This is a genomic window from Tamlana crocina, assembly GCA_040429635.1.
GTDB classification, from domain to species: Bacteria; Bacteroidota; Bacteroidia; order Flavobacteriales; family Flavobacteriaceae; genus Flavisericum; species Flavisericum crocinum.
The window spans coordinates 876,581-897,212 of record CP158972.1; the positions used below are offsets into that span (position 1 = coordinate 876,581).

The window sequence follows — 20,632 nt, forward strand, 5'->3', positions numbered from 1 at the left end:
TAGTATTTACTAAACGCCTATAATGCGTGTTTGGTTGATGCTTGGCTATGCTTGCTTGCCATAAAAGCAGCTCTTTTTTAAATTTTACAAATAAATGAAACTTACTAAATATGCATGCGCTGCCATGCTTGCCCTATCTATTGTAGCCTGTTCTTCTAATGACGACGAAACTGTTTCAGGTGAAGGAAACCTCATTGTTGAATTCGATAATTCGTACGCGGGTTCCGATTTACTTTTAAATGCCTCGACTTACAACGCTGTCGATACCGAAAAAATCAAAATTTCGGCAGTTAAATACATAGTGAGTAATATCAAATTGGAAGATGAAAACGGAAATGTTTATGAAGTGCCAAAAAACGAATCGTATTTTATAGTTGATGAGTCTTCAGAAAGTTCTCAAATGATTGATTTGTCCGGTGTTCCTGCTGGAAATTATACCAAAATAACTTACGGCATTGGTGTAGATCAAGAAAAATACTTGGAAGGCGCCGATGGTCAAGGCGATTTTTTAACCCAGGCACAAGATGCAGGGATGATGTGGAGTTGGCAAGCTGGTTATAAGTTCTTGGTGTTTGAAGGTGTTTATACTTCAGAAACAACCACAGCCGAAACAGCTTTTGCGTTCCACATGGGGTCGCACGGTTCGTCTGTAGATAATTATAAGGAAATTACTTTGACCATGCCAACAACAGCGAGGGTGCGCACCGATTTGAGCCCAATTGTCCATGTGGTGGTTGATTTGGATAATATTCTTAACGGCACCACTCAATTTATGTTGGATGATGCCCCGCAAATCCATGTCGATGCGGTAAAGTCACCACAAATAGCGACTAATGCGAGTGGCATGTTTATGGTGCACCACATACATAACTAATAAAAACTAGCCTTAAAGTTTGGTCGGGTTTTCGGCTAAACTTTAAGGTTTATTTAAACGTGTGAAAAAGCAATTATTAGTTTTTGTGTGTTTGGGTTTGTTGTGGTCTTGTTCAACGGATAACGATGATGGGTATGTTCCAGTACCCGTAGCATTGAATGTAGAACAGCCTGCTAATTTCCCAGAAATAAAATACAATTTGGAGGCCAATCTGCCTACCGATGCGGGTTTCGAACTAGGAAAAAAATTGTTTTACGAAGGCAATCTATCGTCTAGCGGAATTATTTCCTGCGGATTTTGCCACGAGCAAGCTTCGGCATTTACCCATCATGGACATACCATTAGCCATGGCGAAAACGGACTGGAAGGTTTCCGAAACACACAGCCCATTCAGAATTTGGCATATTTTAGTGAATTCACTTGGGACGGTGCCGCTATCCATTTGGATCTGCAACCCATCATCCCGATTACCGCCGAAGTGGAAATGAACGAAACCATTCCGTCGGTATTGAAGAAATTGGAAAATTTACCCGATTACCCCGATATGTTCAACCGCGCTTTTGGTACACCCGAAATCAATTCCGAGCGCATGCTCAAAGCCTTGTCGCAATTTATGGTGATGATGGTGTCCTCAAACTCCAAATACGATAAAGTGGTTCGAGGAGAGGACGGCGTAGAGTTCACCGAATTGGAAGCTGAAGGCCGAGCCATTTTTAACGAAAAATGTGCCTCGTGCCATGCCACCGATTTGTTTTCCGATCAAACTTATAGAAATAACGGCATTCCCTTCAATCCTAAGTTTAAAGATGAGGAAAAAGGCAGACAACGGGTTTCTGGCTATGCATCCGATTTTTACAAATTTAGGGTGCCCAGTTTACGAAATATTGAATACTCGTTTCCGTACATGCACGATGGGCGTTTTGGAACTTTGGAAGCCGTACTCGATTTTTACGCTTTCGGCATGGCTGAAAATGGTGGTGAAATCGACCCCATTTTAAGAAAAGAAGATGGCCGTTTGGGCATCGACCTTTCTGAACACGATAAAGAAGCCATTATTGCTTTTTTGAAAACATTGACTGATCACGAATTTTTAAACGATGAACGTTTTGCAGAATTTTAGAATGAAATATTTAGTGCTGGCTTTATTGCTAACTTTTTTATCAATAAAAATCCATGCTTCAAATTGTTGCGACACACATGCGCATTACAGTTTTGAACCCGAATGCGATTTGTGCGGATGCTCAACCAGTAGTGGCAGTTTTGGCTTTGGCTCGTTGAAAAATTCCAATTTTGTGGGGCTGCGCTATATCTATCAAAATTTTAAATCGAAGGACGGGATTTTCAACAACTCGCCGTCCAGCGAAGAAAGTTTCAATACTTATCAACTTTGGGCGCGCGTGCCCGTAGCAAAGAATTTTTATTTAAGTAGCATTGTGCCGTATCAAGATTTACACCGAAAATTTGAAGACCGTACCGAGCACATCAATGGTTTGGGCGATATGAATGTGGTGGGCTGGTATCAAATCACTTTTTACAAAAAACAAAAGAAAGACGAAGTAGTATTTTCAACCGAACGTAAACCTTCTGGTCACCGTTTGCAAATAGGCGTGGGCGCCAAGTTGCCTACGGGTGAATTTGAAGAAACTTTAACCGATAGGGTAAACCCAGGCTTTCAAGTAGGCACGGGCAGTTTTGATGGTATTTTTGCGCTCAATTACGGGTATAGCGGCAAACGCATTGGCGTTAATAATACGGTAACTTATTATTTAAAATCTGAAAACAAAAACGATTACCGTTTTGGCGACCAGTTTAGTTATGCTTCCAATTTGTATTATTCCATCCCGAAAACCACCTATATTGTGATGCCGTTTGTGGGTATTTCTGGCGATGTGTACCAATCCATTAAACAATTTGGCGAAGAAGTGCCAGAAACCGATGGCAATATTTTAAGTGGTTCGTTGGGCTCGGAAGTGGTTTTTAATCGCTTTACGGTTGGGGCTAATTACACATTCCCCATACAGCAAAATCTATTCGGTGATAATGTGCAGTCTAAAAATAGGGTGTCGGTTTATTTTAATTTGACGTTGTAGTTTTTGCTATATTTTTCAGAGGATAGGCAATCAATTTAAACAACAAACGCCCTTAAAACGGGCGTTTGTTGTTAGGAATTAGGAAATCCGTTTTTTAAACATCTTTGTCTAATTTGTTTGGGTGTTGTCTTGTGTCAAATATTGTAACAATATTGATTCGCTTAGAATTATAGCGATAGTATAATGTTGTTTGTTTAGTGATTACACATTTTCTTAAACCCTTTCCTTTTTTAGATTCAGGAAATATCTCTGGCTGATTTTTAACTATTTCTATAGAAGAATCTAATTTTTCAACAAACTCTCTTTTTACTTTGTCAGACCATTCGGCAATTAAATACTCGAAAAGTTTTTCTAATTTCTTTTCTGCTGTTTTTGAAATAACAACTTTTCTACTCAACTTATCTGTGTTTTTGTATAAAAGTATTGTAATCCGTTACTTCACCATTTTTTATTTCTTGGGAAGCTTTCTCGATTTCTTTACGTTGTTCGATAGATAAATCGTCCCAAAAGTCAGATGCTTTTTCCTTTTTGAAAATGTTTTTAATGGACACAATTATTTTTGGGTTTTCAGTATCCAAAAGCATTTTTACCAGTTTGATTTTCTCAGCCTGAATATCCATAGCATTTTAATTTATTCAAAAGTAACGATTTAAACTTAAAGTTGTGTTGGGGTGATGGTTTTTTGAAAATGAAGTTCTATGTACTAAATACTCGTAAGTTAAGGGATTAAAGATAATGTTTTTCGGTTTAGCACTGACGTTAGCAATTCCGAGTGGATTTGCGTAAAGCCCGCCCTGAACGAAGTCGAAGAGTAGTCGAATCCGCTGTAATTGTGGTTATTTGTTGCTATTTCGTTGTTTTTCAAAGTTCAAATTATTTCGCTAAATTTCAATTCCGATTGAGGAAGTAACTCATCAGATTGCTAAATTCCGTATTCAGTTTGTTTTAAAATTCCTTTTTTGTTTTCTCCAGTTTTAATTTCAATTCCTGAATTTTTGTGTTTTTATCTTTAAGCTCCATTTGAAAATACTTTAGACTTGTAAGTAAATAAATCAATACAAGAACATTTCTAAAATCGATTGAGTTATATTCGGTCAAGAAATCAAATTTGCTCAAAATCCATAAAATTCCAAATAGTGCAATTGATACTGTAGAAATTATTTTTAATGTTTTTTTCATTTATTTTCAGTTTAGGCGCGTTCAGCCAATGAATGACAACTTGTTTATATCAATATTGAAAACCCTATAATGTCCCATTTTGGAAGGATAAGTATATTTTTACCATAATTTCCATTTTTATCCCCCGGGGTTTTTCAATCAGCACTAATATAAAAATAATTCTTACAAACTATTTTGGCAACGGACTAATAATTTTTACATCCTGAAAGGCAATCGCTCCACGGATGATGCCCGAAATAACATCCTGTAACGCTTCGATAATTTGCATTTTCAATTCGCTTTTGTGGTAAATAATGCTTACCTCTCGGGCGGGCGATGGCTCGGTAAAATAATGCAGGTTGGGTTGCTCTTTTTCGTTAATATCCAAAGTGTGCAGGTAGGGCAACAGCGTCATGCCCAAACCTTCGTTAGAGAGTTTTATCAGGGTTTCAATACTGCCACTTTCCAGTTGGAATTGGTCGTCATTCTGGTTTTTAAACGCTTTACACAGGTTAATCACACCATCTCGGAAACAATGGCCGTCTTCCAACAGCAACATGTCGTTAATATCCAAATCGGCCACTTCAATTTTTTTGTTGGAATGTAAGCGGTGTCCTTGGGGAATATAACTTACAAAAGGCTCGTAATACAGCACACGTTCCTTAATGTTTTCTTGTTCTAGAGGTGTGGCGGCAATAGCGGCGTCTAAATGCCCGTCTTTTATTCGAGTGATGATTTCTTCGGTGGTAAGTTCCTCTATTTTAAGCTTTACCTTGGGGTGTTTTTTTATAAAAGTTTTTAGGAACATGGGCAACAAAGTGGGCATAACCGTGGGGATAACGCCCAGTTTAAACTCACCGCCAATAAAGCCTTTTTGTTGGTCTACAATATCCTGGATGCGGTACGATTCGTTAACAATATTGCGGGCTTGGTTCACTATTTTTTTACCTACTTCGGTAAGTTCGATGGGTTTTTTGCTACGGTCGAAAATCTGGATGTCCAATTCGTCCTCCAGCTTCTGTATTTGCATACTTAAAGTGGGTTGGGTCACAAAGCATTTTTCAGCGGCCTTGGTGAAGTTCTGGTTTTCGGCCACGGCCAATACATAATATAATTGGGTAATCGTCATACATATAAAATTAGGCTATAAAAATATAAAAAGTATCAATAAAACTTATTGAATCAAAGGTTAATTATAAATTAAATTTGTAGCAAACAAAAAAGCATAGTAATCATGACACTTAATAGTATTGGATTAGACTCACAAAAAACAAAAGTTTTAGCCAACGATTTAAATACATTATTGGCCAATTTTCAGATTTATTATCAAAATTTACGAGGCATCCATTGGAATATAAAAGGAAAACGTTTTTTTGATTTACACGAAAAATTTGAAGAACTGTACACCGATGCCAACGCGAAGGTTGATGAAATTGCCGAGCGTGTGCTTACCTTGGGCGAAACGCCACTGCACACTTTTGAAGACTATTCTGCGAAAGCACAAGTGCCCGTTGGAAAGAATATTTCAGAGGATGAAAAAGCCGTAGAATTGATTGTGGATTCGTTAACCGAATTGTTGAAAATTGAAAGACAAATTCTGGACGAATCGGACGATGCCAATGATGAAGGTACCAACTCGATGATGAGCGATTTTATAACGGAACAGGAAAAAACGGTTTGGATGATGAAAGCTTGGTTGGGCGAAACCGTTTAACCTAAGCAGATTGATTGATAGCGATGAAAGGCAGCCCTTGTGGTTGCCTTTTTATGTTTTACAACAAACCCCGCGCCTTAATTTCCAGATATTTGTTTATCGTGTCAATGGTTAAATTTTCGGGTGTGGTTAATATGGAATGGATGCCGTGCTTTTTCAGTTCGTTGACAATAAGGCGTTTTTCAAAATCGAATTTTTCGGAAATAACCTTATCATAAACCTGCTGGATGGTTTTGGCGTCATCATGAATCAAGGCATCCAATTCGGTGTTTTTAAAGAAAATAACCACCAACAAATGACTTTTGGAAATGGCTTGTAAATACGCAAGTTGCCGTTCCAAACCATCTAAAGTTTCAAAGTTGGTGTACATCAAAATGAGGCTGCGTTGGGTAATGTGCCGCTTTACGTTGGCGTACAATCGGCTGAAATCGCTTTCAAAAAAATCGGTTTTTACGTTGTAAAGCGACTCTAAAATCAACTGCATTTGCGAGCTTCGGCGTTCGGCTACCACTACATTTTCAATCTTTTTAGAAAAGGACAACATCCCCGCTTTGTCGTGTTTTTTTAGTACTACATTGCTAATCACTAATGCAGAATTTATAGCATAATCCAGTAGACTTAAACCTTCAAAGGGCATTTTCATCACGCGACCTTTATCGATGACCGAATACACGGGTTGCGATTTTTCATCCTGAAATTGATTTACCATCAATTGGTTTTTCTTGGCGGTGGCTTTCCAGTTTATGGTTCGCAGGTCGTCGCCCAAAACATAATCCTTTATTTGTTCGAATTCCATGGAGTGCCCCAAACGACGCACTTTTTTCAAACCATATTCCAGAGAATTTTGGTTGATGTTTAAAAGCTTGAACTTTTTCAGTTGCTTAAAACTAGGGTAGGTGGGCACCATAGCTTTGTCGCTGAACGTGTAGCGCTTGGCGACAATGTTCAATACCGAATGGGCGTAAACGTTCAAACTGCCAAAATGATATTCGCCACGTTCGGTGGGGCGCAAATTATAGGTGATGGTTTTTTCTTTTCGGGGCGCAATACTGTTTTTCAGTTTAAAATCCCGCGCTTGGAATTGTTCCGGTATTTCGTCAATGATTTCTAAATGAATGGTGAAAGGATACCTATTTTCAAACTGTAAAGTCACCGTATTTTTGTCGCCGTTGGAGAATTTATCGGGCACTATCCGTTCAGCCTGTATTTTGTTTTTTCCGAGGAAAACAATTAATACGTCCAAAATAAAAAGCACCATCAAAATCAAGATGGAAAGTTGCGCCACATTAAACAACAACGGAATAAAATAACTTATGGCAAACAGCACCACAATGCCAATTCCAGCATAGAAAAATCGGGGTTGTATGTAAAATGGTCTAAGGAATCTCAATCTTTGTTAGAAGTTAGAAGTTAGAAGTTAGAAGTTAGAAGTTGCCACGAATTCACGAATGTTTTAATTGTATAGTGAGTACTGCCTACTGCGACTGATAACTTAAAACTGAAAACTACCTCGGAATTTCCACAGTTTCAATTATTTGTTTAATAATTTGCTTGCTGGTAACGCCTTCCATTTCGCGTTCTGGGGTAACAATTACACGGTGGTGAAGTACGGGAATGGCGGCTCGTTTGATGTCTTCTGGGGTTACAAAATCACGTCCGCCCATAGCGGCAAAGGCCTTACTGGCTTTTAAAATAGCGATGGATGCCCGTGGCGAAGCACCCAAATACAAAAACGGATTACTTCGTGTTGCAACTATAATTTGCGCAATGTATTTTAGTAAGTGCTCCTCTACCAAAACTTGAGTGACCAACTGTTGGTATTCGGCTATTTGTTCGGCTGTTAAAAATGCTGTGATTTCATCGGTTTTGGCTTTGTTTTTCAGTTGGTGCTCTCGGGTTAATATTTCAATTTCATCGTCTAAATCAGGGTAATCCACATCAATTTTAAACAGAAAACGGTCTAATTGTGCTTCAGGCAAACGGTAGGTGCCTTCTTGTTCAACGGGATTTTGGGTGGCCAAAACCATAAATGGCGCGTCCAATATATATTTATGGCCGTCAATGGTGATTTGTTGCTCTTCCATCACCTCAAACAATGCCGCTTGGGTTTTGGCGGGTGCTCGGTTTATTTCATCAATTAAAATCATATTAGAAAAAATAGGGCCTTTTTTAAACTCGAATTCTGAATCTTTCAAATTGAAAACCGAAGTTCCCAAAATATCGCTCGGCATTAAATCGGGCGTAAACTGGATACGGCTAAAACCTACGCTCAACGATTTCGCCAAAAGTTTGGCCGTAATGGTTTTCGCCACGCCGGGGACACCTTCAATAAGCGAGTGCCCTTTGGCCAATAGCGAGGCAATCAGCATATCGACCAAGTCTTTTTGGCCCACAATCACTTTGCCAACTTCTTGCTTAATTTGGTTAACGCTTTGTTGCAGTCCAGACAAGTCCAATCGGTTTTTAAATTCTAAAGTGCTGTTGTCGTTCAAGGCGCTGCTGTCGATAGAATCGATGGTGTTTTCCTGTGTGTCTTCGGTAGCTGGATTCGGGTTTTGGGGTGCTTTATTGTTGTCCATAATTATGCGGTATAAAATGCTTCAATGTGGCGGTTTAGGTTAATGAGGTTCTCTTCAAAAAATTCGTTTTTGCTTCGTAACCAATTAATATATCCGATGGTTTTTTTAACCAACTCTTTTTTCCTTCCGGATTTAGAACTCAGTTTCTCAATGAATTCATCGTTTAAATCCGAAGTATCCAAATGGTAATCGGTTCTAATTTTTTCCAAAAAGTACGTTATTTTTTTCTCAATGAGGTTTTTGTGATCCTGAGTTTCAAAATATAGGTTTGAAACTGTCTTAACAAAATCGATTGTAGTATTGGGCAGTGGCTTGATGATTTTAATGATGCGCTGTCGGCGTTTCGCATTAAAAATCATAAATAAAATACCGAAAATAATGGCGGTGTACCAAGCCCATCGGAACGATAGTTGCTCTAAAAACCACCCGAGATTCGATTCTTTTTCAACATTGCCGTCGTAGCCCGTTTGAATTTTGGTGTACGAGTCAAAATACACATCGTTTTCGGGTAAATACGACAGTGCTGCCTCTACATATTTGTACCGGTTGTTTTTTAAAAGGTTGTAATTGGTAAAAGTTTTGGGTTCGGTATGCAGGTAAATTTTGCCATTACCGAAAGGGATTTCAAGAAAATTAATATGCCAATAATCAATTTTTGAATGCCCTAAAACGCGATAGTTTATCGAGTCGAAACGCGAAAAATAATTGTCGCCTTCATTACGGTCAATTTCAATGGTGTTGATGTTGAAGTCTTCCAGTTTTTGAGCCGAAATGCTATCGGTTTTATTCGCGATATATTTTACGTCTATATGCAGTGTGTCGTGCAGTTTCTGCGGAAAGGTGTAATCTGAAATAAATAAGGTGTTTCCTTTATCCACAAAATTAAGGAGCTCATCCACCGAGTTGTCTTCTAAATAATCGGAATTCCCAATGATGATGTAACTCCCCACGGCCACATGGTCGCCAAAACCATCTTCGGAATGCGCTCGCAAATAACTAGCTGGTTGGTGATAAACGGTTCGGATTTTATGCTTATTGAACAATTTGGGCAGTTCTTTGTAAAGCACACTAATGCCGTAGGGCTTGTTGCTTTTTTCGTTGAACGATTCTTCCCAATCAACCGTTTTGGTGCGTTTGATGCCCACAAATATAGAGGCAGTAACCACCAAGGCAATGAGAATGAGCAGTATGGGCAAAACCTTTTTCATACTTAACCAACTTGCTTTAAAAGGGTTGAAAAATGGGTTTTTGCCGTTTGGTACTGCTGTTGGTTTATGGCAAATTCGCCGTACCAAATGTAGTTGTAAAGGTAGGCTGTGTATTCAAAATTTTTGTTGAATGGCTTGTCGATTATTTCATTGAGGTACTCGCTGTTGGTTTTGTCTTCCTCAACTTTTATATAGTTTTTTAGGCTTAAATGTTTTAAAACCAGTAAATAATAATAGCGAATGGCGAGGCGATAATCGCCCGAATTTTCAGCATTTAAAATGAAAGCGTCGATGTCGGATTGTTCAATATTTTCGGCCGTAATGTCTTCGTGTTTGCCAATGCTTCGGTTATGCTTTCGCGAGAATAATCCGGAGCTGCCTTCGTTTATTAAAATATAGGCCAGAAATATTACCGCGCCAATAATAGCGATATAAAATAGCCAACTAATCGGCCTTAAATCCATGGAGAGGAACCCCTCATTGTTGTCCTCTTTGCTTTTGATTTTGTCGTTTTTTTTATAGTCTTCGTAATTGCCCGAACCCATGGGGGTTTCACCAACTATGTCGTGCCCTTCGTAATTGTATTTGTTTCCGCTGTAACGTTCTTTGAAATCGTCATCGAACTGCCGGATGTTCTGTGGAACTTCAGAAAATGAAAGCGCCAATGAAGATTGAAAAAGAAAGCATATCAACAGCAAGAAAGGGATAATATGTATTTTGGGGTTTTTCAAAGTTGTGACGGACTTAACACAGGTTGCTGTGTAATTTGCTTTTGGATTTTAAACGGATACACTAAATAGTAATAACTAATGATGCCCAAAGTAATTAAAATAATGCCCACCGAAAGCCAATGCGGCATAATGTTGGAATAACGGGTTACAAAGCCCTCCAAAAAACCAGCTGCAAAGGTAAACGGCATGGTGCTGATCAAAATTTTAATACCCGTTTTGGCGCCCATTTTAAACGAGGTGTATCGCGAATGGGTGCCCGGAAACAGAATGCTGGCCCCTAAAATGAGTCCGGCGGCACACTCAATCACAATAGCGAAAATTTCCATGCTACCGTGAATCCAAATGCCGCGAACGCTTTCCCAAAACACGTTTTTTTCATAAAAGAAATACTGGAACGAGCCCAGCATAATACAGTTGTTGAACATAATGTAAAGCGTGCCAACACCCAAAAATACGCCCAAAACAAAAGCGATGATGCCCACCCGTAAATTGTTGATGGTAATGCCAATAAAACTGCCCCAATTGCTACCGCTCTTATAAACGGCCACGGGGTCACCTTTTTCAATATTTTCCAACGACATGTTTACATAATTATCGCCCAAAACGGAACGTACAAACTCGCCATCGTTGGCGGCCGAGATCACGCCAATAAAAGTAAAGGCGAAAAAAATGATAAAGGCCACATAAATAAACTTTCGGAATTGATAGCAGATTAGCGGCACTTCGGTTTTCCAAAAACCTACCAATCGGTTGGTGTCGTGACGCTTCGTTTTATAAATTTTTTGAAAGGCTTTGGCGGCCAATTGGTTTAAATAAGTAATAACCTTGCTTTTGGGGTAGTAGGTTTGGGCGTAAGCCAAGTCGTTTATTAAATGGATGTACTGAGAAGCTAACTCATCGGGATTTTTAAAATCGTTATTGAAAATGGCCTTTTCAAAACTGAGCCATTTTTCCTTATTTTGTTTGATGAATGAAACTTCCCTCATGTATTTCTTTTGTAAGAAACTAAATTTTTAATATCAAAAAATAAATTTTGTCACTTCGAGCGGAGTCGAGAAGTTATAAAGTAAAAGTTTTTAAAAGTCTCGACTCCGCTCGACCAGACATATACAGCGTATTTGTTTTTATAAATTTTAGAATAAAAAAATCGTGTATTTTTGATAAATTAAAATATAAAATGTCAGAGTTACAAATTAACACGACCCAAAATGTAAAAATTGCCTTCCGTGCCAGTGGAGCGGGAGAGCGGTTATTGGCATTCATCATTGATATGGCCATTAAAATTGGGTATTTAATGTTGATGAGCTATGCGTTCGGCGCTTTTGATAACATGGACCAATGGTCGCAAATCGCCATTAACACGGTGTTGAGTTTCCCGGTGATGTTTTACACTTTGGCATTGGAGTCACTTTTTGAAGGCCAAACCATAGGAAAAAGGGTGCTGAAAATTAAAGTGGTTAAGATTGATGGCTATCAAGCGTCGTTTGCCGATTATGTAGTGCGCTGGTTTTTCAGGATTGTAGATATTTATATTTTCGGGATGGGCTTTTTCGTGATGCTGTTCAGTAAAAAAACGCAGCGCATTGGCGATATGGCAGCGGGCACGGCGGTCATCGGATTGAAGGACAGCGTAAATATCAGTCACACCATTCTTGAAAATTTACGGGACGATTATAAACCCACCTATCCGAATGTGATAAAGCTGTCTGATAACGATGCAAGAATCATAAAAGACACCTTTAGCGTGGCACGAGTGGCGAAAGATTACCAAACTTTAATAAAATTGCGAAATAAAATTGTTGAAGTTGTGGGCATAAAAGAAGTGAAGCAAAAAACGGACATGGAATTCATTGACGTGATTTTAAAAGATTATAATTATTACACCCAAGATATGTAAGCAGAGAACCACGTTTTACTGAGCAAAACGTGTGTGAATCGCTTACCCTGAGCGGAGTCGAAGGGTCTTTTAGAAGGTCGCCAAATTTTTCACATGTAATGCGGAAAAATTTATGCAGACTGCTTATTCCGAGCTTGTCTCGGAATCTTAGAGAACCGTTATTGTGAGAGAAACAGCCTGCACTGAGCGCATTCGCGGTGAAGCAATCTGTTTAATTTTAAGGTTCAATTTATGAGATTGCGTCACTCTGTTCGCAATGACGATTAACAAATAAAATGTATGTTCTACACCATAGATATTTTAGGAACCATAGCCTTTGCCATTTCGGGGGTGTTGGTGGCTTTTAACAAACGGATGGATTTGTTCGGTATTTTGATTATCGCCTTTGTTACGGCCGTTGGGGGCGGTACGCTGCGCGACGTACTTATTGGTGAAACGCCAGTAAGTTGGATGCGCGATATGACCTATACATACGTGATTTTGGCCTCGGCCATTTTTGCCATCATTTTTAGGAGTAAAATCAATTATTTGCGTACCTCGCTGTTTTTATTCGATACCATTGGAATTGGGCTGTACACCCTAGTGGGTATTGAAAAAGGATTGAATGCCGGGTTAAATCCTATTATTTGTATCGCCTTGGGAACCATGACTGCCAGTTTTGGCGGGGTAACCCGCGATATTCTCTGTAACGAAATACCTGTTATTTTTAGAAAGGAAATTTACGCCACCGCCTGTATTCTAGGAGGTGTTATCTATTTTGTGCTGCGTGAGTTCCCGATAAAGGACGATTTTGTTTTTATCATTGCCGGATTTGTAGTCATCATTGCCCGATTGCTGGCCGTAAAGTTTAAGATTGCCTTACCGAATATTTACAGGGGCGATGTGGATACCGATTAATACTCCGTAACCGACCCCCAATTTTCTCCTGTTTTTATGCGGTAAAGTTGCATTTCGGAAATACCGAATTGTTTGGCTATCATTTTTAATCGGGTCCGTCGGTTGGGATCGTTAATTTTACGCTTTATGAGCTTTACCTTAGTTTCCGTAAGTTTGGAATAAGTTCGTTTACGGGGTTTGTTCTTATATTCGGGATTGCTAAATTGATGCTGCTCTTTCTCGCGTTTTGTAGCCCATTTTAGGTTTTCTACGCGATTGTTGGTTTTATCGTAATCCAAATGAATCACGAAAACCCCATCGTTTTGCTCCAAAAAATGCTGGGCGACCAATTTGTGTACGTATCGGCTGGTCGATTTTCCGTTATGTTTTTGTTTTACATGAAGGTTTCGGTAGCCGTTAATAAAAGATTCTTTTACTATAAATTCCTTTTCACCTTTGCAATTTATTATTCTACCGTAATTTGATATTTTGAATTTTTCGTTATCGGCAATGTTATCATCAAATTCAATCCACTTCCATTCTTCATTCCTATAATTCCTGATCATAATTAATTTTTTTGAGAGACTTTGTCAAATTACGAAAACTTGTTTTAAACCGCAAATAGCAAGTGAAATTGTAATTTACGAGTGCAAAGATAATAGGTGCATGGGGTATATAAAAATGGTTTTTAGTGGTTTCTGGTTAAGATGAATGGAAGTATGTCCCTTTAGCTGTCGGAAGAAACCATTTGTTTAAAGGGCTTTCCCTTCTTAGGGTTGACGTATATTTTCAAAAAAAAAAACAAACGCCCTTAAAATGGGCGTTTTATATCTTGTTTTTTATAAAATTAGGGGCTTGTGCAACGGTTGTCGGTGTTGGCTGTAGTGTTTTTTAAGTCATATAAATTTATTAATAATACTCAATTTTTCTTTCAATTATATGTTTTGGAAAGTTGTTACTATAAATTGTTTTAACAATCCAATTATTCATTTTATCATATTGAATTTGTATAGTTGATTCCTCATTAAATAAACTGTTTGAATAGATATTTCTGATTACATTTTCATAATCATCATATTCCAATAAACGTGTAGAAGACAAACTACTATCAAACTTGTAATTCTTTTCTTCGATAATTTTGCCTTTTGCATCATATTTATATTTTGATTTTGAATACAAAGTACTATCATTAATAAATTCAATACTTTCTGTTTTAAAACCAAAATCATTGTACTTGTAGGTGTGAGTAAAAATCAAATTCCCGTAATAAGTATTGTCTTTAGTAATATTACCATCTTTATCTATGGACTGATGTGTATAATAGCCATCGCCATCATAACAACTATATTCAATTAAATTATTGTCATTGTCATATTTATAAATATAAGTTTTTTGACCATTACTTAATTTAATTCTATTACCCATTTTATCATAATAAAACCAATTAACAGATTCAGCATTTCCATCTGAATTATAAATTATTCTTTTAATTAAATTCCCTTTTTCATCGTATTCAAATTTGTATTTAGAAGACAAATTTCCATTTTCTTTATAAACATTTTTTTCAATTATTTTATTGCTGGAATTATATTTGAATTTATAAGAAGTACCATTGTCAATGAGACCATAATTATATTTTTCTATCATATTCCCTATTTCGTTATACTTTATTAAATAATTGCCACCTATTACACTACTTGTTCTAGCCCCTTTAATTATTTCACCAAATTTCATTTCTGCGGCATAAGAGAATGAACTTACTGATTTAACCTTTCCTTTTAGGTTCTCTTTAGTTAAATCGTTTTCCTTTATATTAGTATTACAACTAGTAATAAGGACAAATATCAATATCATTGATAATAATCTATGTTTCATTTTTTGATATTTATTAAAGTCTAATTACAAAGTTTTTTAAATTACGGCCAACAGTTGTATAAACACAATTAGGTTTATCAACATTACATTTATTTCAATTAAAAATGTCACTAACGAAAATAGCCGAAATGTTTTACAAAAACAACAAAAGTTTCTGTCGCCAACAGTTACTCAATAATCTCCACATTCCGGATATAAATGTTCCGTAGTGGCCAGTCGGCATCATCCGTTTCTACTTTTGCAATTTTGTCAATTACGTCCATACCGCGGGTTACATGGCCAAAAATGGTATAATCGCCGTTTAGGTAATGAGCACCGCCATGCTGTTGAACTATAAAAAACTCATAGGGCGAGGCCAGTTTATGTGGGTTGTCTATTTCGCTGCTGGGCATGGAAATAACGCCGCGGTCGTGCTTAAAGCCACGCTTGGTGTCGGGTGGCAGCAGGTATTGCCCAATGGCGTGGCGCTTGTCCAAGGTTTTTTGGTCGTCGCTGTGGCCGGCCTGTACCATAAAATTATCGATCACGCGGTAAAATTGGGTGCCGTTAAAATACTTCTGTTTGGTGAGGAAAATAAAATTAGAGCGGTGGAATTTGGTTTCATCATACAACAACACATCAAACGAACCCAAATCGGTAGTAATGCGCACCTTATTTTCTTTGTGTTTTTTGTCGTATTGCAAGAAAAATTCCATGGCGTTTTTTTCCGTCAACAACGGAAATTCGCGCTCGGGCAATTCGCTCACCACCTTGGATTCTGTTTCCGTTTTTAGTTCAGAACTATCTATTTGTTCAACTTCGGTTTTTGGGGTGCTTTTATGTTTAGATTTTTTATCTTCACAATTCAAAAAAACGGCAAACAAACACAGTAATAAATACAGTCTCATTAATTAATATTTTAGTCGCCAATAAGGCTTTTCTAGATGAATTTCGATTATACACAATAGCTTACAATGAGTTGAGCGTTACCCTGAATTGTCACACTGAGCGGAGTCGAAGTGTTATTTCAGGGTCGCATTATAAGGTTTTGGTTTTTTAATTTTTTTTGAGATGCTGAAACAAGTTCAGTATGACGATAACCTATTTTATGTTAAAAAAAAGAACATTCAAATGAATTTCGATGAATTTCAGCAATCGCTTTCAAAAATAAAAAATATACCGCTTCTAGGCGAATCCTCGCATTTTAAAATGGTACCACCATTTAGGCAGGAGCTTTTAAAAAAGCAGACGGAAGCCATAAAACGCGCCAAACATGCTGGGGTTATGGCTTTGTTTTACCCTAATGAAAGCCAGCAAACCCAATTGGTTTTGATATTGCGGAAAACTTACAAAGGGGTGCATTCGGCACAAGTGGGTTTTCCTGGTGGGAAGTTGGAAAAGTACGACCAATCGTTGGAAGAAGCGGCTTTGCGGGAAACCGAAGAGGAAATTGGCGTGCCCGTTAAACAGGTTAAAGTGATGAAAAAATTGTCGCAGGTGTATATTCCGCCCAGTAATTTTTATGTGCAGCCTTTTATCGGAATTACCGAAACCACCCCAAAATTTATAAAACAAGACGATGAAGTTGAGGATGTTATCGAGGTGGATTTGGAACATTTTTTGGACGATGCCGTTTTAATTACCAAACGATTGACTACCTCGTATAGTGTTGAGGTTGAGGTGCCTGCGTTTAAACTTAACGGTTATATTGTTTGGGGGGCTACCGCCATGATGCTCAGTGAGATTAAAGATATGCTGAAACAACTTTGGTAGTTTATTTTGTTTATTACATTTGTAGGCTCAATTTGGGCGGCTTTTGGCATATTTTGCTTAAATTGGTATAGCAACCAAACTATTTTCAACTCGTATTCATGGGATTGTTTAAAAGAAATCCATTCGGACATATATTAATAATTAAAAAATGGCTCATCAGGGTGTTGGGAGCGATGACGCACCGTCGGTTTCGTGGTTTTAACGAACTGCAAATCGAAGGTTCAGAAATCATAAAAGACCTGCCCGATACCAATGTGCTCTTCATTTCAAACCACCAAACTTATTTTGCCGATGTAGTGGCTATGTTCCACGTATTTAATGCCAGTTTAAGCGGGCGTGTAGATTCCATAAAAAATGTAGGTTACCTCTGGAATCCTAAATTGAACATTTATTACGTGGCCGCCAAGGAAACCATGAAGGCCGGATTGTTGCCAAAAATTTTGGCCTACGTGGGGTCGGTGAGCATTGAACGGACTTGGCGTTCCGAAGGAAAGGATGTGAACCGTCAGGTACGGATGAGTGATATTTCAAACATTGGCAAGGCTTTGGATGATGGTTGGGTAATCACTTTTCCACAGGGCACTACCACGCCATTCAAACCAATTAGGAAAGGTACGGCACATATAATAAAGCGCTACAAACCTGTGGTGATTCCTATTGTTATTGATGGTTTTAGGAGGTCGTTCGATAAAAAAGGATTGCGCATCAAAAAGAAAAACATTCTCCAAACCATGGAAATTAAACCGCCTTTGGAAATTGATTACGATAACGAAACCACCGATGAAATCGTAAAGAAAATTGAATATGCCATCGAGCAACACCCGTCATTCTTAAAGGTGATTCCTCAAAAAGAACTCGAAGCCCAAGAAGAGCTGAACAAAAAGCGGGAGTGGTAGTTTCTTTTCAGTTAATAACTCCTAAAAACTTCACTTCAAAAAACGCATCATAATCTTTATTTTGCAGAACTTTTTTAAACCGTTTTAAATGAAGGTCTGTATTGCCGAAAAACCTAGTGTTGCCCGCGAAATTGCCTCCGTGTTAGGGGCCAATACCAAACGTGATGGCTATTTTGAGGGCAATGGCTATGCGGTAACCTACACTTTTGGGCATCTTTGTACATTAAAAGAACCCAACGATTACAAACCGTATTGGAAAAGTTGGGATTTAAACAATTTGCCCATGCTGCCCGAAAAGTTCGAAACTAAAGTGGTGGCCAATTCGGGCATCCAAAAACAATTTAAAATAGTAAAAAGTTTATTTGATAAAGCCGAAGTTGTTATAAACTGCGGTGATGCGGGGCAGGAGGGTGAGCTCATACAGCGGTGGGTAATGAACGAGGCGCACTATAAAGGCGAAGTGAAACGCTTGTGGATTTCGTCATTGACCACCGAAGCCATTAAAGAAGGCTTTGAAAACCTAAAACCAGCCACTGATTACGATAATTTGTACTATGCTGGTTTTTCCCGTGCCATTGGCGATTGGCTGCTCGGTATGAATGCCACCCGTTTGTATACAGTAAAACATGGCGGTTATAAACAAGTGCTGTCGGTGGGGCGTGTGCAAACCCCCACTTTGGCTATGGTGGTGAACCGGTTTAAGGAAATCGAAAATTTTAAGCCACAACCGTATTGGGAACTTCAAACGCTATATCGCGAAACGCTTTTTAGTTACGAAGAGGGCCGATTTTTAAAGAAGGAAGATGGTGAAGCCTTGGCCAATAAAGTGAAGGAAAGTGAGTTCGAAATCATTTCCATCGAAAAAAAGAAGGGTAAGGATTATGCGCCCAAATTGTTCGATTTAACAGGGTTGCAGGTGTATTGCAACACCAAGTTTGGGTTTTCGGCGGAAGAAACTTTAAAGATAGTCCAAACGCTATACGAACGGAAAGTGGTGACTTACCCCAGAGTGGATACTACCTTTTTACCAAACGATATGTATCCGAAAGTATCGGGCATTCTTCAAAAACTGACGCAATATTCGGTATTGACGCAACCGCTTTTAGGAAAGAAAATTAAAAAGTCGAAGCGTGTTTTTGACGATAAAAAAGTGACCGATCACCACGCCATTATTCCCACGGGTATGCAAACCCAGCTCAACCCCGTACAACAGCAGGTTTACGATATTATTGTTCGGCGTTTTATTGCAGTGTTTTATGACGATTGTACCGTATCGAACACCACGGTGTTGGGTAGTGCTGCCGAGGTAACGTTTAAAGCCACTGGTAAAGAAATTTTAGATAAAGGTTGGCGCATCGTATTCGAAAATCCCAATAAAAAAGAAAAGGAATCGGGTATTTTGCCCACTTTCGAAAAAGGTGAAAAAGGCCCACACGAACCGTCGTTTTTAGAAAAGGAAACCAAACCGCCCAATCAATATACAGAAGCCTCGTTGCTTCGGGCCATGGAAACGGCGGGAAAACAGGTAGACGACGAAGAGCTTCGCGACTTAATGAAAGAAAACGGTATTGGCCGTCCATCAACACGAGCCAATATTATTGAAACGCTGTTTAAACGGAAATATATTAAGCGGAACAAAAAACAGGTGCTGCCCACAGTTACAGGCATTCAGTTGATTGAAACCATTCAGAACGATTTGTTGAAATCGGCCGAGCTTACCGGGAAGTGGGAAAAGCAGTTAAAAGACATCGAAAAAGGAGAATACAGTGCGGCTGCGTTTATAAAAAATATGAAGCGCATGGTAGATGCCTTGGTTTATGAAGTGCGCAGCGAAACCAAGCGGGCCAATATTTCGCAGGCCAACGTGATAAAAAACAGGCAGGCCAAAGCAGCCGAAAAAAAGCAAAAAGGCCTTTTGGCCGAAACCTGTCCCAAGTGTAAAAAGGGGACCTTGATAAAAGGGAAATCGGCTTATGGTTGCAGTGCGTTTAAGTCGGGTTGTCGTTTTGTGTTGCCCTTTAAGTTTGCTGAAAAGAAAATTTCAGAAAAACAGTTTATCCGCTTACTTCAAAAGGGAAGTACTGTGAATTTAAAAGGGTTTAAGACCGAGGCAGGAACTGTTGAAGGCTTGTTGCGTTTTGATGATGATTTCAACTTAAAATTGGAACCCAAAAAGTTTGCCGCGAAAGCGAAACCTGATGAGCTAAAGTGCCCCAAATGCCAAAAAGGGAATATTATAAAAGGAAAAACGGCCTACGGTTGTAGTAATTATTCATCGGGCTGCGATTTTAAAGTGCCTTTTGAAGTGGTAAAAGCCAAAATAAACGGACAGAAACCGACAAAAGAATTGGTGTATAAAATTTTAAGTGGTCATGCATAAAACGGCACACAAACACTTTGTAATTTATAAACCATTTCGAGTTTTAAGTCAGTTTAGAAGCAATTCCAGCAAACAGCAATCCAAACGATTTTTAGGTGAGTTTTATGATTTTCCCGTTGGAATTATGGCGATTGGGCGCTTGGATGAAACTTCGGAAGGTTTACTGCTGCTTACTACAGATGGCAAAACCAGCGCTTTTATAAACAGTCAAAAAGTTGAAAAGGAATATTATGCACAGGTGGATGGCGATATTTCGGAAGAAGCTGTTGAAAAGCTGAAAGCAGGGATTGAAATTAGTATCAACGGAAAAAAATACACTACCAAGCCATGCCAAGTTTTTAAATTGGAAAGCATACCCCATTTGCCCGAAAGAGGTAAAAAGATACGCGACGCGCGCCACGGCCCCACGAGTTGGGTGTCGATAACCTTAACCGAAGGGAAATTTAGGCAGGTACGAAAAATGACCTCGGCTGTTGGATTCCCGACGCTGCGTTTGGTGCGTGTTCGGATAGGGCAAATTAAAATAGGCAGTATGCAGCCCGGCGATGTTTTGGAGTTTCAAACATTCTGAAAAGAAATTAGAATTCAAGATTTCTACTTAA

General features: G+C 38.6%; 22 protein-coding genes. 10 read left to right on the plus strand and 12 right to left on the minus strand.

The window, feature by feature from the left end; genetic code table 11:
* The first annotated feature begins 94 nt into the window (after positions 1–94).
* The 3 genes from ABI125_03895 to ABI125_03905 all read left to right on the plus strand — a co-directional run bounded on the left by ABI125_03895 (position 95) and on the right by ABI125_03905 (position 2,964).
* Positions 95–874, plus strand: a complete 780-nt coding sequence (locus tag ABI125_03895) for an MbnP family protein (protein XCF07008.1) — start codon at positions 95–97, stop codon at positions 872–874.
* A 61-nt stretch (positions 875–935) separates the two neighbouring features.
* Complete coding sequence (locus tag ABI125_03900; protein ID XCF07009.1) at positions 936–1,994, plus strand: cytochrome c peroxidase; 1,059 nt, start codon at positions 936–938, stop codon at positions 1,992–1,994.
* Entirely contained in the window at positions 1,972–2,964 is a 993-nt protein-coding gene (locus ABI125_03905; protein ID XCF07010.1) for a hypothetical protein, read from the plus strand. Before ABI125_03900 ends, ABI125_03905 begins: the two co-directional genes overlap by 23 nt.
* Before the next feature lie 94 nt (positions 2,965–3,058).
* Here ABI125_03905 and ABI125_03910 read toward each other — a convergent pair whose 3' ends face one another.
* From ABI125_03910 to ABI125_03925, 4 genes are all read right to left on the minus strand, one after another.
* Positions 3,059–3,361: a type II toxin-antitoxin system RelE/ParE family toxin gene (locus ABI125_03910; GenBank protein ID XCF07011.1), complete on the minus strand. Its 303-nt coding sequence runs from the start codon at positions 3,359–3,361 to the stop codon at positions 3,059–3,061.
* Between the two features lies 1 nt (position 3,362).
* A complete protein-coding gene (locus ABI125_03915; protein XCF07012.1) occupies positions 3,363–3,584 on the minus strand; it encodes a hypothetical protein in 222 nt (73 codons plus the stop codon).
* 325 nt (positions 3,585–3,909) lie between these two features.
* Complete coding sequence (locus ABI125_03920) at positions 3,910–4,143, minus strand: hypothetical protein (protein ID XCF07013.1); 234 nt, start codon at positions 4,141–4,143, stop codon at positions 3,910–3,912.
* Positions 4,144–4,312: 169 nt separating this feature from the next.
* Positions 4,313–5,251: a hydrogen peroxide-inducible genes activator gene (locus ABI125_03925; protein XCF07014.1), complete on the minus strand. Its 939-nt coding sequence runs from the start codon at positions 5,249–5,251 to the stop codon at positions 4,313–4,315.
* Between the two features lie 105 nt (positions 5,252–5,356).
* On the opposite strand from ABI125_03925, the gene ABI125_03930 reads away from it, so the two are divergent.
* Complete coding sequence (locus ABI125_03930) at positions 5,357–5,836, plus strand: Dps family protein (GenBank protein ID XCF07015.1); 480 nt, start codon at positions 5,357–5,359, stop codon at positions 5,834–5,836.
* Positions 5,837–5,894: 58 nt separating this feature from the next.
* On the opposite strand, the gene ABI125_03935 is transcribed toward ABI125_03930, so the two are convergent.
* From ABI125_03935 to ABI125_03955, 5 genes are all read right to left on the minus strand, one after another.
* Entirely contained in the window at positions 5,895–7,226 is a 1,332-nt protein-coding gene (locus tag ABI125_03935; protein ID XCF07016.1) for a DUF58 domain-containing protein, read from the minus strand.
* A 115-nt stretch (positions 7,227–7,341) separates the two neighbouring features.
* On the minus strand, positions 7,342–8,352 hold the full coding sequence (locus ABI125_03940) for a MoxR family ATPase (GenBank protein XCF07872.1): 1,011 nt from the start codon (positions 8,350–8,352) through the stop codon (positions 7,342–7,344).
* A gap of 65 nt (positions 8,353–8,417) precedes the next feature.
* A complete protein-coding gene (locus ABI125_03945; GenBank protein XCF07017.1) occupies positions 8,418–9,623 on the minus strand; it encodes a DUF4350 domain-containing protein in 1,206 nt (401 codons plus the stop codon).
* Between the two features lie 2 nt (positions 9,624–9,625).
* On the minus strand, positions 9,626–10,354 hold the full coding sequence (locus tag ABI125_03950; GenBank protein ID XCF07018.1) for a hypothetical protein: 729 nt from the start codon (positions 10,352–10,354) through the stop codon (positions 9,626–9,628).
* Positions 10,351–11,340, minus strand: coding sequence for a stage II sporulation protein M (locus ABI125_03955; protein XCF07019.1), 990 nt, complete (start codon positions 11,338–11,340; stop codon positions 10,351–10,353). The genes ABI125_03950 and ABI125_03955 overlap by 4 nt, the downstream gene beginning before the upstream one ends.
* 191 nt (positions 11,341–11,531) lie before the next feature.
* Here ABI125_03955 and ABI125_03960 point away from each other — a divergent pair, with 191 nt between their 5' ends.
* Together ABI125_03960 and ABI125_03965 are read left to right on the plus strand one after the other, a co-directional pair.
* The gene (locus tag ABI125_03960) at positions 11,532–12,251 is read left to right on the plus strand and encodes an RDD family protein (protein XCF07020.1); all 720 of its coding nucleotides are present in this window, start codon (positions 11,532–11,534) and stop codon (positions 12,249–12,251) included.
* 279 nt (positions 12,252–12,530) lie between these two features.
* Positions 12,531–13,148: a trimeric intracellular cation channel family protein gene (locus tag ABI125_03965; protein ID XCF07021.1), complete on the plus strand. Its 618-nt coding sequence runs from the start codon at positions 12,531–12,533 to the stop codon at positions 13,146–13,148.
* On the opposite strand, the gene ABI125_03970 is transcribed toward ABI125_03965, so the two are convergent.
* The 3 genes from ABI125_03970 to ABI125_03980 form a co-directional block, all read right to left on the minus strand.
* Positions 13,145–13,693, minus strand: coding sequence for an HNH endonuclease (locus ABI125_03970; protein ID XCF07022.1), 549 nt, complete (start codon positions 13,691–13,693; stop codon positions 13,145–13,147). The genes ABI125_03965 and ABI125_03970 overlap by 4 nt on opposite strands.
* A 343-nt stretch (positions 13,694–14,036) precedes the next feature.
* Positions 14,037–15,002: a hypothetical protein gene (locus ABI125_03975; GenBank protein XCF07023.1), complete on the minus strand. Its 966-nt coding sequence runs from the start codon at positions 15,000–15,002 to the stop codon at positions 14,037–14,039.
* A gap of 167 nt (positions 15,003–15,169) precedes the next feature.
* Positions 15,170–15,889, minus strand: coding sequence for a peptidylprolyl isomerase (locus ABI125_03980; protein ID XCF07024.1), 720 nt, complete (start codon positions 15,887–15,889; stop codon positions 15,170–15,172).
* 223 nt (positions 15,890–16,112) lie between these two features.
* Here ABI125_03980 and ABI125_03985 point away from each other — a divergent pair, with 223 nt between their 5' ends.
* The 4 genes from ABI125_03985 (at position 16,113) to ABI125_04000 (ending at position 20,601) form a co-directional block, all read left to right on the plus strand.
* Positions 16,113–16,754, plus strand: coding sequence for a CoA pyrophosphatase (locus ABI125_03985; protein XCF07873.1), 642 nt, complete (start codon positions 16,113–16,115; stop codon positions 16,752–16,754).
* A gap of 98 nt (positions 16,755–16,852) precedes the next feature.
* The gene (locus tag ABI125_03990; protein XCF07025.1) at positions 16,853–17,650 is read left to right on the plus strand and encodes a lysophospholipid acyltransferase family protein; all 798 of its coding nucleotides are present in this window, start codon (positions 16,853–16,855) and stop codon (positions 17,648–17,650) included.
* 88 nt (positions 17,651–17,738) lie between these two features.
* On the plus strand, positions 17,739–20,030 hold the full coding sequence (locus ABI125_03995; protein XCF07026.1) for a DNA topoisomerase 3: 2,292 nt from the start codon (positions 17,739–17,741) through the stop codon (positions 20,028–20,030).
* Positions 20,023–20,601, plus strand: coding sequence for a pseudouridine synthase (locus tag ABI125_04000; GenBank protein ID XCF07027.1), 579 nt, complete (start codon positions 20,023–20,025; stop codon positions 20,599–20,601). The genes ABI125_03995 and ABI125_04000 overlap by 8 nt, the downstream gene beginning before the upstream one ends.
* Positions 20,602–20,632 lie beyond the last annotated feature (31 nt).

Excerpts from the sequence above, each read along its gene's own strand:
- ABI125_03975 (XCF07023.1), bottom strand. The coding sequence starts at position 15,002 with ATGAAACATAGATTATTATCAATGATATTGATATTTGTCCTTATTACT.
- ABI125_03990 (XCF07025.1), top strand. The coding sequence starts at position 16,853 with ATGGGATTGTTTAAAAGAAATCCATTCGGACATATATTAATAATTAAA.
- ABI125_03970 (XCF07022.1), bottom strand. The coding sequence starts at position 13,693 with ATGATCAGGAATTATAGGAATGAAGAATGGAAGTGGATTGAATTTGAT.
- ABI125_03905 (XCF07010.1), top strand. The coding sequence starts at position 1,972 with ATGAACGTTTTGCAGAATTTTAGAATGAAATATTTAGTGCTGGCTTTA.
- ABI125_03920 (XCF07013.1), bottom strand. The coding sequence starts at position 4,143 with ATGAAAAAAACATTAAAAATAATTTCTACAGTATCAATTGCACTATTT.
- ABI125_03985 (XCF07873.1), top strand. The coding sequence starts at position 16,113 with ATGAATTTCGATGAATTTCAGCAATCGCTTTCAAAAATAAAAAATATA.
- ABI125_03945 (XCF07017.1), bottom strand. The coding sequence starts at position 9,623 with ATGAAAAAGGTTTTGCCCATACTGCTCATTCTCATTGCCTTGGTGGTT.
- ABI125_03980 (XCF07024.1), bottom strand. The coding sequence starts at position 15,889 with ATGAGACTGTATTTATTACTGTGTTTGTTTGCCGTTTTTTTGAATTGT.
- ABI125_03895 (XCF07008.1), top strand. The coding sequence starts at position 95 with ATGAAACTTACTAAATATGCATGCGCTGCCATGCTTGCCCTATCTATT.
- ABI125_03960 (XCF07020.1), top strand. The coding sequence starts at position 11,532 with ATGTCAGAGTTACAAATTAACACGACCCAAAATGTAAAAATTGCCTTC.
- ABI125_03965 (XCF07021.1), top strand. The coding sequence starts at position 12,531 with ATGTTCTACACCATAGATATTTTAGGAACCATAGCCTTTGCCATTTCG.
- ABI125_03930 (XCF07015.1), top strand. The coding sequence starts at position 5,357 with ATGACACTTAATAGTATTGGATTAGACTCACAAAAAACAAAAGTTTTA.
- ABI125_03915 (XCF07012.1), bottom strand. The coding sequence starts at position 3,584 with ATGGATATTCAGGCTGAGAAAATCAAACTGGTAAAAATGCTTTTGGAT.
- ABI125_03955 (XCF07019.1), bottom strand. The coding sequence starts at position 11,340 with ATGAGGGAAGTTTCATTCATCAAACAAAATAAGGAAAAATGGCTCAGT.
- ABI125_04000 (XCF07027.1), top strand. The coding sequence starts at position 20,023 with ATGCATAAAACGGCACACAAACACTTTGTAATTTATAAACCATTTCGA.
- ABI125_03925 (XCF07014.1), bottom strand. The coding sequence starts at position 5,251 with ATGACGATTACCCAATTATATTATGTATTGGCCGTGGCCGAAAACCAG.
- ABI125_03995 (XCF07026.1), top strand. The coding sequence starts at position 17,739 with ATGAAGGTCTGTATTGCCGAAAAACCTAGTGTTGCCCGCGAAATTGCC.